Origin of the sequence: Synechocystis sp. CACIAM 05 (genome assembly GCF_010222815.1) — a bacterium.
Classification (GTDB): domain Bacteria; phylum Cyanobacteriota; class Cyanobacteriia; order Cyanobacteriales; family Microcystaceae; genus Synechocystis.
Map to the genome: position 1 here is coordinate 1,287,424 of NZ_CP019225.1, position 15,533 is coordinate 1,302,956.

General features: G+C 40.4%; 15 protein-coding genes. 8 read left to right on the forward strand and 7 right to left on the reverse strand.

The genetic code is table 11. From position 1 onward, the window contains the following. Positions 1-48: 48 nt before the first annotated feature. The gene (locus tag BWK47_RS06135; RefSeq protein ID WP_162327974.1) at positions 49-858 is read left to right on the forward strand and encodes a hypothetical protein; all 810 of its coding nucleotides are present in this window, start codon (positions 49-51) and stop codon (positions 856-858) included. On the opposite strand, the gene BWK47_RS06140 is transcribed toward BWK47_RS06135, so the two are convergent. The 4 genes from BWK47_RS06140 to BWK47_RS06155 form a co-directional block, all read right to left on the reverse strand. After that, positions 824-2,719 carry an ABC transporter substrate-binding protein gene (locus tag BWK47_RS06140; protein ID WP_162327975.1) on the reverse strand — a complete coding sequence of 632 codons (1,896 nt, stop codon included), beginning with the start codon at positions 2,717-2,719 and terminating at the stop codon, positions 824-826. The genes BWK47_RS06135 and BWK47_RS06140 overlap by 35 nt on opposite strands. After that, the gene (locus BWK47_RS06145) at positions 2,688-3,062 is read right to left on the reverse strand and encodes a hypothetical protein (RefSeq protein ID WP_237269873.1); all 375 of its coding nucleotides are present in this window, start codon (positions 3,060-3,062) and stop codon (positions 2,688-2,690) included. Before BWK47_RS06145 ends, BWK47_RS06140 begins: the two co-directional genes overlap by 32 nt. Before the next feature lie 27 nt (positions 3,063-3,089). After that, positions 3,090-3,233 carry a hypothetical protein gene (locus tag BWK47_RS06150; RefSeq protein WP_162327977.1) on the reverse strand — a complete coding sequence of 48 codons (144 nt, stop codon included), beginning with the start codon at positions 3,231-3,233 and terminating at the stop codon, positions 3,090-3,092. 115 nt (positions 3,234-3,348) lie between these two features. After that, a complete protein-coding gene (locus BWK47_RS06155) occupies positions 3,349-4,314 on the reverse strand; it encodes a DUF362 domain-containing protein (protein ID WP_162327978.1) in 966 nt (321 codons plus the stop codon). Between the two features lie 141 nt (positions 4,315-4,455). Here BWK47_RS06155 and BWK47_RS06160 point away from each other — a divergent pair, with 141 nt between their 5' ends. The 7 genes from BWK47_RS06160 (at position 4,456) to BWK47_RS06190 (ending at position 13,537) form a co-directional block, all read left to right on the forward strand. After that, complete coding sequence (locus BWK47_RS06160; protein ID WP_204250476.1) at positions 4,456-4,917, forward strand: DUF29 domain-containing protein; 462 nt, start codon at positions 4,456-4,458, stop codon at positions 4,915-4,917. Between the two features lie 113 nt (positions 4,918-5,030). Continuing rightward, a complete protein-coding gene (locus BWK47_RS06165) occupies positions 5,031-5,492 on the forward strand; it encodes a DUF29 domain-containing protein (RefSeq protein WP_162327980.1) in 462 nt (153 codons plus the stop codon). Positions 5,493-5,605: 113 nt separating this feature from the next. Further along, the gene (locus tag BWK47_RS06170) at positions 5,606-6,073 is read left to right on the forward strand and encodes a DUF29 domain-containing protein (protein ID WP_162327981.1); all 468 of its coding nucleotides are present in this window, start codon (positions 5,606-5,608) and stop codon (positions 6,071-6,073) included. A gap of 122 nt (positions 6,074-6,195) precedes the next feature. Continuing rightward, complete coding sequence (locus tag BWK47_RS06175; RefSeq protein WP_162327982.1) at positions 6,196-6,657, forward strand: DUF29 domain-containing protein; 462 nt, start codon at positions 6,196-6,198, stop codon at positions 6,655-6,657. Positions 6,658-6,898: 241 nt separating this feature from the next. Continuing rightward, the gene (locus tag BWK47_RS06180; RefSeq protein ID WP_162327983.1) at positions 6,899-8,305 is read left to right on the forward strand and encodes a glycosyltransferase family 4 protein; all 1,407 of its coding nucleotides are present in this window, start codon (positions 6,899-6,901) and stop codon (positions 8,303-8,305) included. 286 nt (positions 8,306-8,591) lie between these two features. Then, positions 8,592-11,075, forward strand: coding sequence for a tetratricopeptide repeat protein (locus tag BWK47_RS06185; RefSeq protein ID WP_162327984.1), 2,484 nt, complete (start codon positions 8,592-8,594; stop codon positions 11,073-11,075). Positions 11,076-11,077: 2 nt separating this feature from the next. Continuing rightward, the gene (locus BWK47_RS06190) at positions 11,078-13,537 is read left to right on the forward strand and encodes a tetratricopeptide repeat protein (protein WP_162327985.1); all 2,460 of its coding nucleotides are present in this window, start codon (positions 11,078-11,080) and stop codon (positions 13,535-13,537) included. Positions 13,538-13,551: 14 nt separating this feature from the next. On the opposite strand, the gene BWK47_RS06195 is transcribed toward BWK47_RS06190, so the two are convergent. The 3 genes from BWK47_RS06195 to BWK47_RS06205 form a co-directional block, all read right to left on the reverse strand. Then, positions 13,552-14,337, reverse strand: coding sequence for a hypothetical protein (locus BWK47_RS06195; protein ID WP_162327986.1), 786 nt, complete (start codon positions 14,335-14,337; stop codon positions 13,552-13,554). A 47-nt stretch (positions 14,338-14,384) separates the two neighbouring features. Then, positions 14,385-14,888 (reverse strand): type IV pilin protein, encoded by a 504-nt coding sequence (locus BWK47_RS06200; protein ID WP_162327987.1) that lies wholly within the window; start codon positions 14,886-14,888, stop codon positions 14,385-14,387. 130 nt (positions 14,889-15,018) lie between these two features. Next, positions 15,019-15,480 (reverse strand): type IV pilin protein, encoded by a 462-nt coding sequence (locus BWK47_RS06205; RefSeq protein ID WP_162327988.1) that lies wholly within the window; start codon positions 15,478-15,480, stop codon positions 15,019-15,021. Positions 15,481-15,533: the final 53 nt, after the last annotated feature.

Genomic DNA, 15,533 nt, shown 5'->3' on the forward strand with positions numbered 1-15,533 from the left:
TAAGCTAGAATTGTCGAGGAAGATATTAGCGCCGAGGACAACTAGGCCATGGCATTGGTCCACAGCGGAGTAATTGAGAACTATATCCAACGGGTGACTGAGTTAAGCCAATCCACCCAGCGCATTCCCACCACTGCTGAACTGGAGGCGATCGCCAGGGAGCTGGGCATTGAGCCAGAGGAAATCCAGGCGGCCCAAAAACAAGCAACGGATCATTTCACCAGGGCCCAGGGCTATATGCGTCTCGGATATTGGGATGATGCCATTGCCGAACTGGACGATGCCATTGCCTTTAATCCGGGGGAATCGAAGTTTTTGCTCTCTTCCGCTGAAGCCTACCTGGGTAAATGGAAACAGCATCACCGTAGCCCTGATGCAGACCAAATGCATTTGCGGGTACGCCAGTGTTTATCGTTAGAACCTGGTTGTGAAGGGGCGTTGGATTTATTAGCGGAATTTCGGCGGCGGCAAAAGCGGCATCTCCGCACCATTATGGGCAGTTTGATGTTTGTGGGGGCGGTAATCTGCGGCGGTGGCATTTACCTTTTATTCCACGGCGGTTTACCCTTTGTGATCGAAGAAAAAGCCCGCTTAGAAACTTTGCAAGGCACTATTGAAGCCCAAAACAACACCATTGCCCAATTGATGGGGGAGCAGGAAGCGCTACGGCGGGAATTCCACACAATCATCAGTCAACAACTCCAAGAAAATCGTCTCAATGGTGATCGCCTGGAAAATTTACAGGCCCGTCTTAAAGAACTGGAGGAAAAAATCAAGGAATACCAAACCCCACCAATATTAACCCCAACCCCCACTCCTAGCCCTACGCCTCCCCAGCCCCAGGGAAATGACGAGTAGCTTGGGATGGTGGCGGTGACGGTGGATTGTCGCAAAAACTGATGGAAGGTAAATTCCAGAACGCTCCCCCTAGGGCGGAATATTCAATGCCACAGAAGCGGTTCCGCACTGCTGAAAGGGAATAGGGACTTACCAAGTAGATAAAGGGCAAATATTCCTGCACTTCCATTTGCATTTGGTCGTAAACCAGGCTCCGTTCCTGCTGGGGAATAATTTGGGAACCTTTAAGAGCTAAATCGGCAATGTTCTGCTCCCAGGGGGCCACTGTTTGTCCCTCTAAAGGTTGGGCTCCGGCCTGGGGATGCTGATTAAACATGTGTAAATTGCCCTTAACGTACCAAACATTAGGTATATGGGGATCGTTGCCGCCGGTTAGGCCCAAAACCACCGCATCCCATTCCAAACTGTTGCTTAATTTGTCCACCAACACGCCAAAACTAATGGGGCTAAAATCCACTTGAATGCCAAGTTTTCCCAAATCTTCTTGAATTTGGGTCCCCATGGCTTCCCGCACTTTATTGCCAGCATTGGTATTAAGCACAAAGCGGACACGGTTACCCCGATCATCCAATAATTGCCTTTGATTGTTGTAGGTGAAGCCCCCGGCTTTCAGTAATGCTTGGGCCTTTTCAGGATCGTAGTTATAAACTTTGACGTCGGGATTAAAAAAGGGAGATTGCACAGGGATAAAGGAATTTTGCTTTTCCCCCAGTCCCCGGTAAATGTTATTCACCATTCTTTCCCGGTCAATGCCATAGGCGATCGCCTGACGGAAATTGAGATTATTAAACCAGCGGGATTTAATCGGATCCACTAGGGGTTTACCCTGGCGCTTACCTTGGTTGAGATTAAAGGTTAAATAGCTACTGGCGTAGGTGGGGCCGCCGTTATAGATGACAAAATTACCCCGTTCTTCTTCCTGTTTGAGCAGAGAAAAGGATTCTGGTGGCACTCCGAGGGAATCCAAACTGCCAGAACGAAATTGCAACAAAGATGTGTCAGTGCTTTCCACAATGGCCCACACAACCCTGGGAATATAGGGCAGGGATTCACCGTTGGGGCCCTTTTCCCAGTAATAGGGATTCTTACTAAAAATTATCCGTTGGCTGGTGACATAGCGGGCTAATTTATAGGGACCATTGACCACAATTTGGTCCGGGGGAGTGTTGGTGCCCCAGGTACTTAAAAATAGCGGATTGCCATTTTCATCACTTTTTTTCACCGTTTCCCGCAGAATATGGGCTGGCAAAATGGGAAATTGGGCTGTTTCTAAAAAGGGAGCAAAGGGTTCGGGAATATTAAATGCCACCTGGCGATCGCCAACTTTGGTAATCTTCGGTTCCGCCTGACTTTCTCCTACTTTCAAACTGTCCCGATAATTATTAGGAATTTTAGGGTTTAAATAAAGATCATTATAGGAAAATAGTACATCATCTACGGTAAGGGGTTTGCCGTCAGACCAACGCAGACCTTCCTTGAGGGTAAAGGTAATGGTCAAATTGTCCGGTGATATTTCCCAACTTTCCGCCAAGGCTGGCGTTCTTTCCCCGGTGAGAGGATTTTCCCTAATTAGCCCTTCGTAGATATAACCAAAAACATTGGGGGACTCTTGGGACAGAACCGCATTGAAAGTTTTGGGGTCACTGAGCACGGAAAAAACCACCTGGTCTTTCAGTTCCGGGGAAAAACAACCTCCCAATGAAAACGTCAGGGCAAGGCAACACAATAAAGCACTGATTAATTTTTGCCCCCAACTTCGACCGGATAGGTAATTTTGCTGGCCTGGATTTTTTTCCCTGGCGATCGCCGTTTTTCTTTGTCCCACCACCCTACTCATTGCTACTTTGTTTCCCCAACGCATAAACTGCCCCTGTGAACACCGTCAATATGGCCAAGCTAATGGACCAACTTCCTCCCAATCCCCATTTCACCCCCCAATTACAGAGGGCCCCCAGGAGAAGAAACGGCAAAATACTCATTACTGAAGCATAGAAAGCATTCTGGGCTTCCCTAGCTTCCTTGGTGCGCTCATATTCCTCCACGGAAGTGTAGAGGGAACGCTCCGCAAAATTAAACCACCGTTGCAACTGTTCAATCAGCCAATTGCGCCCAGTACCCCAGGTTAGGTACAGCCCCAATGCCCAAAGGGTAGCACCAGCAATCATCGCCGTATTAATGGGAATTTCGAAAGGAATCCAGTCCATGAGCATGGGGAGCGCTATTTGAAGTTTTTAGAATCTTAACAAAACCACTGCCCCCACTACGGCGATCGCCCCTGGTAAGCAATTAATTACAGAAAGTTTAAATTCGTCCCAAATCGAGCAGTGCATGGCAGCTTCTAAAGGACTAATAAACGCTAAAAAGAAAGCCGCCACTGAAGCAATGGGCGACCTCTAGCAATCGGAGGGTGATATTGACTTTATGTCTTATCTTCAGGTTAAGGCCGGATCGGTAGGCTTTATGTAGCCTATTTGACGAAAGTTCCCGTAACTAGGCTTTCCCCGTGTAGATATGTAAGGGTTTTTTGACAAAGCGAACATAAAAGTGTTTGAACGTGGAACGCAACACCCTAGGCAGGCCAAAATCAATGGGCATCAACACTTCCGGTAGTTTCCAATTATCTACCACTAACTCCCGGGGATGGGATAAGGGAAAGGTCAATTCAGCCGCAGTGGGATTTAGTCCTAGGCGCTCCTGGGCCGCCATGGTTGGGATGGTGGCGGGGTCTAGTTGCAAAATATCGGTAATAACAAAATCCAAAACAAACACATCGGGGCTAGCGGCCAATAACCCCACTTCCCTAGGATCACCGTGCATGGGGCCATTGCCTTCATGGGCCATAATGCCATCCAAAATGTTTAAATCCGGGGCGATCGCCTTGGCCGTTTCCACCAGCATTTCCCCAAAGCGATTCGCATCCTTACCCGCCTCCATATGCCACCAAGCTTTCATTTTGCCGGGGACGCAACCGAATAAATTTTTAACCCCCATGGTCATGGTCAATTGGGCATGGGACTTGAGTTTGGGCAGGTTAATTACCACATCCGCATCCATGGCCTCCTTGGACAAGCGCAAATGGTTAAAACTATCACTCTCGGTGGCGTAGCGTCCCCCCCGGAATTCCACAATGGGAATGTCTAACGCTTGCAACAGAGGTAAGTAACCGTTGTTTTCTGCCACGCCCCGAGCCGAACCAAACGCAGGACTGTCCCCCATGAAAGGTTTACCGCCCGCTTCCTGCACCAGTTGGGCCACGGCGGCCACCACTTCGGGGCGGGTAATACATTCTCTGCCCGGCCGATTGCCAGTCAACAAATTGGGCTTCAGCAAAACCCGATCGCCTGGTTTGACGAAGTTGCCCATGCCCCCCAAGGGTTCGAGTAAAGTTCTTAGGGAAGCCAGCAAACTGCCCGCTTCGTAGGATTGGGCCCGGAGCAAGCTAACGGATTTGACCATGGTGGCGGAGGTTGATTGTAAACAAATATGAATATAAGCCTATTCCCGATTCTAGTCATGTTCGGCTCCAGATGCCAATTTTGGGGACAATTTTTGCTAAGGCTACAATGAAGCTTAAGACAAATGATTGAGGAAAGTTGCATGGTTGCCGAACTCCGCAAAACCAATACAAGTCTTTATGAAACAGATTACAATCTTTGGGTTTTAGAAACTGTTGCCAAACTTAAAAGTCGAGACTTGGATGGTCTAGATTGGGACAATTTAATTGAGGAGGTGGAAGATTTGAGTCGGCGCGACAAAAAAAAGCTTAAAAGTCTTTTACGTCTACTGTGTGAACATCTTCTTAAACTCACATATTGGCAATCTGAGCTTCAAAGGAATGAAGGTCATTGGAGGAGAGAAATTCGTAATTTCCGGAAACAGATTAATGAAGAGTTAGAAAGTAGTCCAAGTTTACGAAACTATCTTAGTGACATCTTTGATAAATGTTATCGTGATGGGAGAGAATTGGCTGCTGACCAATCCGAACTTCCTCTCAGCATCTTTCCCGAACACCCCATTGCTACCCTTGAACAAATACTGGATGAAGATTGGTTGCCCTAGGCGCACCGCGTAGCGGATCTCTGCGAGATCGCCAGATAATGGGGCAAATCGTGTACCCATTCATTGAGTGGAAGCTAAAATAGGATTGACGATTAATCATTGGGGAAAACAGCATGGTTGCCGAACTCCGCAAAACTAATACAAGTCTTTATGAGACAGACTACAATCTTTGGGTTATAGAAACTGTTGCTAAACTTAAAAGTCGAGATTTGGATGCTCTGGATTGGGAAAATTTAATTGAGGAGGTAGAAGATTTGAGTCGGCGGGATAAGAGGAAACTAAAAAGTCTTTTAATCAAACTGTGTGAGCATTTACTTAAGTTGAAATACTGGTATTCTGAATATGAAAGAAATAAAGGACACTGGCAGTCAGAAGTTCGTAATTTCAGGCAGTTAATTAATATGGAATTGGAAGATAGTCCTAGTCTCAGACCTTATCTTGAGGAAAATTTTATCAATTGCTATCACAAAGGAAGATTATTAGTAGCTGATAGATCTCAGCTTGCCCTCAGTACATTTCCAGAGGAGCCCATTGCTACCCTTGAACAAATATTGAATGAAGATTGGTTGCCCTAGGCGCACCGCGTAGCGGATCTCTGCGAGATCGCCAGATAATGGGGCAAATCGTATGCCCACTCATTGAGTCGAAGCTAAAATAGGATTGACGATTAATCATTGGGGAAAACAGCATGGTTGCCGAACTCTGGAAAACAAACACAAGCCTTTGCCTTTATGAGACGGATTATAATCTTTGGGTTTTAGAAACTGCTGCTAAACTTAAAAGTCGAGACTTGGATGCTCTAGATTGGGAAAATTTAATTGAGGAAGTAGAGGATTTAAGTCGAGGAATTAAGCATGAATTACAAAATATTTTAAGAAATTTATTTGATTACTTACTTCGACTTGCTTATTGGGATTCAGAAAGAAAGAATAATCTTGGAAATTGGCGGGGCGATATAGCAGAGTTTCGTTTACAGATTAAGTGGGAACTGAAAACAAGTCCCAGCCTAAAAAGCTATTGTCAGGAGATTTTTGCGGAATGTTATCAAGATGGTAGGGAGCTGGCTTCAATACGGTCTCAACTTCCCCTCAGTACATTTCCAGAGGAACCCATTGCTACCCTTGAACAAATATTGAATGAAGATTGGTTGCCCTAGGCGCACCGCGTAGCGGATCTCTGCGAGATCGCCAGATAATTCATTTCGATTTATAGATGGTATTACCATTGATTGGGTAGAAGCTAGAATAAAATTTACAACTAATCAACGAGGTCAACACTATGGTTGCTGAACTCCACAAAACCAATACAAATCTTTATGAGACAGATTACAATCTTTGGGTTTTAGAAACTGTTGCCAAACTAAAAAATAAAAATTTAGATGATCTAGATTGGGAAAACCTAATTGAGGAGGTAGAGGACTTGAGCCGGCGCGATAAACATAAATTACAAAGTCTTCTCAATCATATTTTTGAACATTTCCTTTTGATTGTTTACTGGCAAGCAGAACTTATCCGGAATCAAGAGCATTGGGAAAGGGAAATCTTGAATTTCCGCCTACAGCTTCTTCAGGTATTAGAAGATAGTCCGAGTTTACGTAACTATGCAAGGGACTATTTAGCTGAGGGGTATAAAAGAGGTAGAAAATTAGCGTCCAAACATTCTCAACTTCCCCTCAGTACTTTCCCAGAGCAACCCATTGCCACCCTTGAGCAGGTACTGGATGAAGATTGGTTGCCCTAGGCGATCGCCATTAGGGCCCGCTGTGCATTGGGTCAGAATCAAGACCGAGATTGCTAAGTTTTTTGAAGAGGCGATCTACATCAGAGTTTTGTGGGTACGTTAGTAGAATGCTATTTAGTGGCGTAGGTTTATGGCTGAAGGGTTAAGTCCGCTTAGGGCTTGTTGGTATCAAGAACTGGATGCATTGCTCAAGGAGCATAGCACTTTGACTCAGGAAAATTATTGAATGTGAGGGGGGGGGATGAAAATTGTATTTTTTGACTTAATAGATTTTGATTACTCTGTGGGCACTGTTTTTGAAGCTCCTCTAGGCGGTTCACAGTCTGCGCTTTCTTATTTGGCGATGAATTTGGCAAATTTGGGTCATGATATCTTCCTGATTAATAAGATATCTGCACCCATTGTTTCCCATGGTGTTGCTTGTTTACCCATTAGCTGTGTTAGTAATCAATTTTGGCTAAGTGTTGATTTTATTATTTGCTTTAATGGCGCAAATTCTGGAGAAATGTTAAGGAAACTTTGCGGTGAAAAGACTAATATTATTCTTTGGAATCAACACGCCCATGATCAACCAGCGATACAAAGATTAAGCAAAAAAGAAGAAAAAGAGTCCTATGATTACTTTTTCTTTATCAGTGACTGGCAAGCAGAAAAATTTATTAAAATATTTGGCATAGAAAGGGAAAAGGTTGTTATCTTTAGAAATGCAATTGGCTATAATTTTGAAGGTCTGTTTGATTCAAAGTCCTCAATTCTAGAAAAAAAAGTGACGCCGCTCTCTCTTGCTTATACGAGCACGCCATTTAGGGGGCTTGGTCTTTTAGTTGATATTTTTCCAAGATTAAGAGAGAAATTTTCTGAAATCAAGTTGAAGATATTTTCTAGCATGCAAGTCTATCAGCTATCTGACGAAAATTACAACAGTCTTTATACAAGTTTACGAGCTATAGAGGGAGTACAGTATTTTGGTTCTATTTCTCAGCCCCAGTTGGCTAAAGAGCTTAGAGATATTTCGATTTTGATTTATCCCAATATATTTCCTGAAACTTCCTGTATTGCCGTTATGGAAGCTATGGCCAGTGGTTGTCATATTATCACCAGTGATCTAGGTGCGTTGCCGGAAACAACAGCAGGGTTTGCAACTTTAGTGCCATTTAATCCAGATTTAGAGGTTTATAAGCAAGATTTTGTCACAGCAACTATTCAGTATATTGAAGATCTCCAGTCAGAAAATGTTGATAGTATTGAGGCAAGGTTGGCTAAACAGATTGAATATTGTCAACAAAACTATGTTTGGGAAAAGCGTGCCCATGAATGGCTCATAAAGCTTTATGAAATTAGAGCTTATACATTTTTTAAACAACAGGAATATGAGATAGCAATTAGTTTCTACCAAGAAGCTCTTGATGATTTTTCCGGTTCTGAAAATTTCTGTTCATACTTGATATTAAGCTTGATATTATTTGGACTAGAGGAGGAGGCACTATCTGTTATTATGAATGCAGTTATCACTTCAAAATTTAATAATCCAGATTACCTTTCAGAAAAACTCAATCAAGTTATTGAAAAAGAATCTAATTTTTTGGCGACTGCTAATGAGGGGCAAGCATTGGAGACAATAACAAATTTCTTTGATCAGCTAGAATGAAGGTCTTGTCAGACAATCATTATTATTGAATATCCTCTTAAATTTGAGTTATTCAAAATAATCTAATTTGTTCAATTTAGTTAAAATCATGATAGACTTTTTTGATCAATATTTTTTAACAATAACAATAGGCAATTACGAAATTCATATACTAAATACGAAATTCATATACTAAAAAAGTATTTATTGATAAAATTAGTCTAATTGCAGCTTTACCAAAATCAATTTAACTTTTACCATAGCCGATAACTAATCCTAAAAATTACTAAAGACTTCAGGCTTGTTTATGACTTTATTAGATCAAGTGCAAAAATTAGTAAATTCTGCAAAATATTTAGAATTAGTCTCCATTTTGGAAGAGAAAATTGCTTATCATCCAGAAGAATTAAATTATCGTTGGTTTATGGGACTTGCTTATCTGTTACAGGAAGATCAAGAGACTGCCATAAAAACTTGGCTAGTCCCCTTTTTGACTAATGAAACCAATGATGTTGAACAATTGACAGTTGAGTTAATTGAATTTTTGGAAGAACAAGTCAAAGAAGCAATTAAAAATGAACAATTAGGTCAAGCAAAAGTAATTTATGATGCAATTTTTTTGATTAATTCTGAATATAATCACCCACAGTTGCGGGAACAACTCTTGTCTGCTTTGACGGTTATAGCTAATGGACTAGAAAAGAGTGAACACTATGATCTTGCTGTGGATGTGTTTAATGAAATTCTCGACTTGGAACCACAACAAGATTCAATATTAAGATCAATCGCTTGTTGTTATTGCCAGATTGAATACTTAGATCAAGCAAAAGAATCAATTAATAGAGCCATAGAAATTAATCCGGAATCCCCAGAGAATCATTATATTCTGGGAATGATTTTTGAAAAACAAGCTAAAATTAATGAAGCAATTATTGCATATAAATTAAGCATTCAACAGAATAACAGTTATTTAAATGCTTATGTGAATTTAATCAATCTCTTAAAAAAACAAAACAAAATTGATGAAGCGATCACTTTATGTGAGAGCGGATTATCACTCATTTCATCTAGTTCAACACTCCATAATTTACTTGGAGATTGTTATCAATCTGTTGGTCAAATCAAAAAATCTCATTTACATCTAGGATATGCCGCTTACAAAAGCATAAATAGTCGTGACTTTGCTGTTGCACTTCATCATTTTGAAAAATACTTTAGTGAATCAAATCAAGAGAGAATTCAAGAATTTAGCTTTTATGATACATTGGCTAATTGTTATCGAATGTGTAACCAAACAGAGTCTGCAATTGAAGTTTTAGAAAAAACATTAAAATTTTATCCTATAAAGAAACTAGAAATTAATAGACTAAATCAAGTTTTACTACCCATTCTATACAATAATCAAAAAGAAATAGATTTTTATCGACATCGTTTTTCTCAATTGCTTAATTCGTTAATTAATAATACCAAATTAATTACTCAAGACCATATTGACGACGCGATTCAAAGCATTTATATAAGAACAAACTTTTGGTTAAGCTATCAAAATAGAAATGATCTCTATATTCAAAAAAAATATGGTGATTATATAACTAATATTATTGAAGAGGTATATTTTCATCATAAATATATTCCTAGACTGATTGATTTTCAACCTGAGCTACAAATTAAAATTCGTGTTGGAATTATATCCTATCGCTTAAGGGGTTTAGGGCTACTTTATTCGGGTTGGATTAAGTATCTTGACAAGCAACAATTTGAAATTTATGTTTATCATTTAATCGATCAGAATAATAATGAAGAGTCACACAGTCGAGATTTTTTTGCTCATCATAGTGATATCTATCGGACAATCAGTTTAAATATTGGTTGGCAAAGGATAGGGGAACAAGTTCGCGACGATCAAATTGATGTGATGATTTTTCCTGAATTAGGACTAGATCCAATTTTTAACTTACTGACAACCTATCGTCTTGCCCCTATTCAATGTACCACTTGGGCCCATCCTGTCACTTCTGGCATTCCCGCTATTGATTATTTTATTTCCAGTGAACTAATGGAGCCAGAAAATGGTGATGAGCATTATTCTGAAACTTTGATTCGCCTTCCTAACCTCGCTTTTGCCCTCCCTCCTTTAGATACTTCAGATATTAATGGGACACGCTCCGATTTTAATCTTGAAGAAAATGTCATTATCTACTGGTGTTGCCAGAGTTTATTTAAGTATCTCCCCCAGCATGATTATATTTTTGCAAGGATTGTTCAAAATAACATCAATTTTCGGCTGGTTTTTGTTGCCCCACCCCAAGGTAAAGTAATCACTGATGACTTTGCCAAAAGATTAGAAAAAACTTTCACCAAATATGGATTGAATTATCAAGATTATTGTATTTTTCTACCGCGATTAAATAATCAAGATTTCATAAAAATAAATCTGCTAGCGGATGTTTTTTTAGATGGTCTTAGTTGGTCTGGGGGGTTGACCACAAGGCAAGCTATTGCTTGCAATTTACCTGTTGTTACTTGCCCTGGAGAGTTTATGCGCTCTCGTCATTCTTATGCCTATTTAAAAATGATTGGGGTAACAGAAACAATTGCGAGCAACGAAGAAGATTATATTCAAATCGCGGTACGATTAGGACAGGATGCGGACTGGCGACAGACCATCAGAAATAAAACTATGGATAATAAACATCGGTTATTCGATGATCAAGAATGTGTCCTGGGCCTTGAACATTTCCTGAAACAAGCTGTTCAGGACTATAACCTTAAGCTAAATCATGGAATCTAGAAATGATTAATCGTGACTATCTAGACGTAATTACCGATTATTTTGAACAAGAAAACTATTTAGAATCTATTGATTATCTAGAAAACTGCATTACTGAAGGTTGTAATCAGCCAAATCATTACTATTGGTTAGGGCTAGCTTATTTGCTAGCGGATAATTGGGAAGGGTGTTTAGCCACATGGTTATCTCTGATCGTCGAAACCTCCCTTGAGGATGAAAATGAACGTCTAGTTGTGGACTTAATTGATTTCCTAGAGCAACAAATTAGGTCTTATCTGACCAAAGGAAAACTAAGGCAAGCGAAAATCATTTATGAAATAATTTTTGAACTAAATACTGACTATGAAAATGCTGAAATTCTGGCTCAGTTGACATCAGCCTCATATAAATTGGCAACCAACTATGGACTCAATCAGGAATATGACAAGGCAATTATTGTTTACTTAGATCTCCTTGATTTCAATCCGAATTATAGTCCTGCCTGGCATTCGCTCGCCCTATGTTATTACCAGCAGGGTAATTATGCCGAGGCCCACACCGCCATGCAAGAAGCACTAGAACGGGATAGTTCCGACAATAATTATTACGGGCTAGGGCGTATTCTGGAAAAGCAACAAGACTATGGTGGTGCTATTTCTGCCTATAATCAAGCCATAGAGCTTAACCCTGATTTCCTCGATGTTTATATTACCTTGGGTAATCTTCATTATGAACAAAAAAATGTTGATCGTGCTTTAAACTGTTATGAACATCTGCTCAAAAAGTCTAATGAAGTAGGACAACCGCAGATAAAACAGCGTGTTGAAGAAATTTATCACACAAATCAATATCCGCAAGCGGCACAATATTTAGGCTATTTCTATTACAGTAAAGATAAATATGCTCAAGCAATTCACTACTATAAAGACTACCTGTGTCAAGAATCCGGAGATATTGAGACTTATTTAAATTTAGGTCAATCCTATGCTAGAACCAATCAAACGGCCAAGGCTATTCACTTTATTGAACAGAAACTAGAATCCTATCCTGATAATTTATCCCTACGAACTTTTCATCAATCTATTCTGCCTATTGTCTTTGAGAAGAATGAGGATATTGAGTTTTATCGCCAGCGCTATCAATCTTTGCTAGAGAAATTATTAATAGATTACTTGCCTAATACTTTAGATAAGGCCAATGAAGCCTTTGCTGGTACTCAAAAAAACAACCTATTCTATCTTGCTTATCAAGGTAAAAATGATGTTGTTATTCAGCAAAAATATACGACTTATCTTAGTTCAATTCTAAAAATAGCTTACCCTCAGTTTTGCCAGCCTAAAATCTTCAGTGATGATATTCACCGTCGTAAACTTCGTGTTGGCTTAGTGTCGCAACACCTAGAGGGACTAGGAAAACTTTATGTTAATTGGCTTAAGTATCTTGATAGTCAAAAATTTGATTTTTATACCTATGATTTGTCACGGGTTGACCCACATAAGCCGGAGGAGACCCGTGATCAATTTCAACTCTATAGCCATCAAATGTGGTACTTAGGCAAAAATGAAAATTTGATTGATTTATGCCAAAAAATTGACTCTGACCATTTGGATATTCTGATCATGCCAGAAATAGCTGTTTCCGCCAGAGTTGGCCCCCTAGCCTGCTTACGTTTAGCCCCTATTCAATGTACTACTTGGGCTCATCCAGTTACCTCCGGTAGTCCTTATATGGACTATTTTTTATCGAGTCATCTGATGGAACCTGATAATGGTGATGAACATTATTCTGAAACCTTAATTCGTCTTCCTAATCTAGCTTTTGCTATTGGAAAAAAAGAAGTAATTCTCCACGAAAAAAATCGCTCTGACTTTGGTTTGCGGCAAGATTCTGTGATTTTTTGGTGTTGTCAAAGTTTATTCAAATATTTACCTGAACATGACTATATTTTTGCTACTGTTGCTCAACATAGTCCAACTTTTCAATTTGCCTTTATTGAATCTGACCACAGCCCCATTGTGACTGAGACTTTTAAGAAGCGTCTCCAGGCTACTTTTCGGCAATTAGACCTGAATTATGAAGACTATTGCCTATTTTTGCCCCGCCTAAATCGGTCAGACTTCAGCATTGTGACCCAACTATCGGATATTTTTCTTGACTGCTTAAGTTGGTCGGGCGGCTTTACCACCACAGAAGCTATTATCGCTGGTTTACCGATTGTCACCTGTCCCGGAGAGCTAATGCGGGCACGGCATTCCTACGGCCTCTTAACTATGATTGGCATAACTGAAACAATAGCTGAAAGTATTGAGAATTATATTGCCATTGCAGTTCGTCTGGGGTTAGACCGTCAATGGCGACAGGCTATTAGTCAGAAAATTCTTGAGAATGGTGATCGCATGTTTGAAGACCAAGCTTGCATTACTGCCCTGGAAGCATTTTTCCAGGATGCAGTTGAGAAAAAACAGCAAATGGATGATGGATAATTATTAATCTCCCTTCAAATACTATCATCGGAGACTTTAATTTGTACTTCCCCGGTTGGTGTCAAGGTCACTTGTCCACCCAATGCTTCAATTTCTTTTATAACACGCTCAGTTGTCTTCTGATCGGGACTATTACTCAATACATTCACCCAAGCACTAATTCGGGCCAATTTGCTGTCTGGATTATTTTTTAAAACATTAATTGAATTTTGATTAATATCAACCATCCGTTGACCATCCTCACCACCATAATTTTGGGCAGAAATAGCGGACTTAGCGTAGGAGTGTTTAGCGTTTTCTACATCTCCTCTGAACAGTAGCTCATTATTCCCTTTCATGCGCCACAGATAATAAGTCGGAAATGAAGAGTTGAATTTAACTGCTTGGGAATCTAATGCTTTAGCTAATTGCTCAATACTCTGATCAGGATTACCAGCAAATAGTGTATTTGCTGTTTCTAAACGAAAAATTGCCTCATTAAAGCGGGGGTCTCGATCAACAATTTGCTGAAAGTAGTCTGAAACTAGGGCGTAATTAGTTTGTTCCCGGGCTGGATTATCACCAAAATATTGAATAAATTTTAAATACAGCCAATCAGCCAGGATGTTGTTAAAGCCTAAATTCGGCATCTTCTGAGAGACTTTTAATGCTTGCTCTTCTTGAGCCACTTCTTGGAAATATCCTAAATTATTTTCTTTGTTTTGTTCTGTCAAATATAGGGTTTGTAACCAACCAATTCCTGCTATGCTCACTAATAACAAGAGACTATTGACTATATTCGATGAAAGCAATGAAAACATAGTTTTGATGCGGGGCTAATCACTCAACATTCCGGCTAGATTTATGGCTACTGAATAATAATACCACCATTACTACAGTTCCCAGACTCACTGTTGGGAGCCTGGGTAGTTGTAACAGGATCCCGAGCTTGGCAGAGTATAACCGAAAAAACGCCGTTGTTATAATAAATTCCTACTGAATAAGTCCTGTAGTTGTCATTTCCCAAATTTTTTGGAATTGCGTCACTAATTGTTACTGAATTAGAAGAAATTGGTGGACTATAGTCATAGTTAGTGCTGGAAAAAGTAAGACCAGTTTCTGAGTAGGTATTGGCAAAAGTTCTGTTTTCAAAATGATAGGCCTGTTGGGCAAATGCAATAGCACTTAAATTTTGTTTAGCTTCGACCTCCCTGGCTTTGCCCACTTGAGCCACTAGATTAGGGAGAGCAACTCCTGTTAGTACACCCAGGACAAGCATTACAATTAATAACTCCAGCAAAGTCAATCCTCTCTCGGACTTATCGGAGTTAATTGCAGTTAAATTAGCAATGCAATCTTTGATGTAAACCATTCTAATCTAAGACTAGTGCATTGTTTGAAAAAACAAGAGAAGCTACACTATCACAAGATTGTTTTCATCAATCCGAATAATGTAGCCACTAGCTATAAAGTAAGCTTAGGAAGCTCAACTCTAGACTTATCTACCAACCACCAGACTTGGCAGGGGTTTGGGCACCATTAGTTAAGTCAAAAGTCCCGTTGGCTGGGTCGTACACAATTGCGGTAGAAATTGTGGTCGTGTTATCACCTGGCGCATCTGTGGCGTTAGCAAAATTCTCCACATTAGTGCCACTACCTGTTGCCGCAGAAAAGGTAAAGTAATCACCAGTGGTATCAACTTTTGTGTCCAACTTAGTAAGGTCTGTCGTAAATGTCGGGTTTTCGGTGCGGTACACCTGCTGTCCCCGGTTGATGGCACCCAGGGTAGATTTCCCTTCAGACATCCGGGCCTTACCAACTTGGTTGAGCAAGTTAGGCAGGGCGATGGCGGCAAGTACGCCGATGATGATTACCACAACCAACAGTTCAATTAAGGTAAAGCCTTTTTCTTCTTTCTTGTTGGTGAGGTGAGAGAGCAGCTTGAATTTAAAATTACTAGCCATGATTGTCTTCTTCCTTATGTAGGGGGAATTAAAATAACTGGTCGGAACCCTTC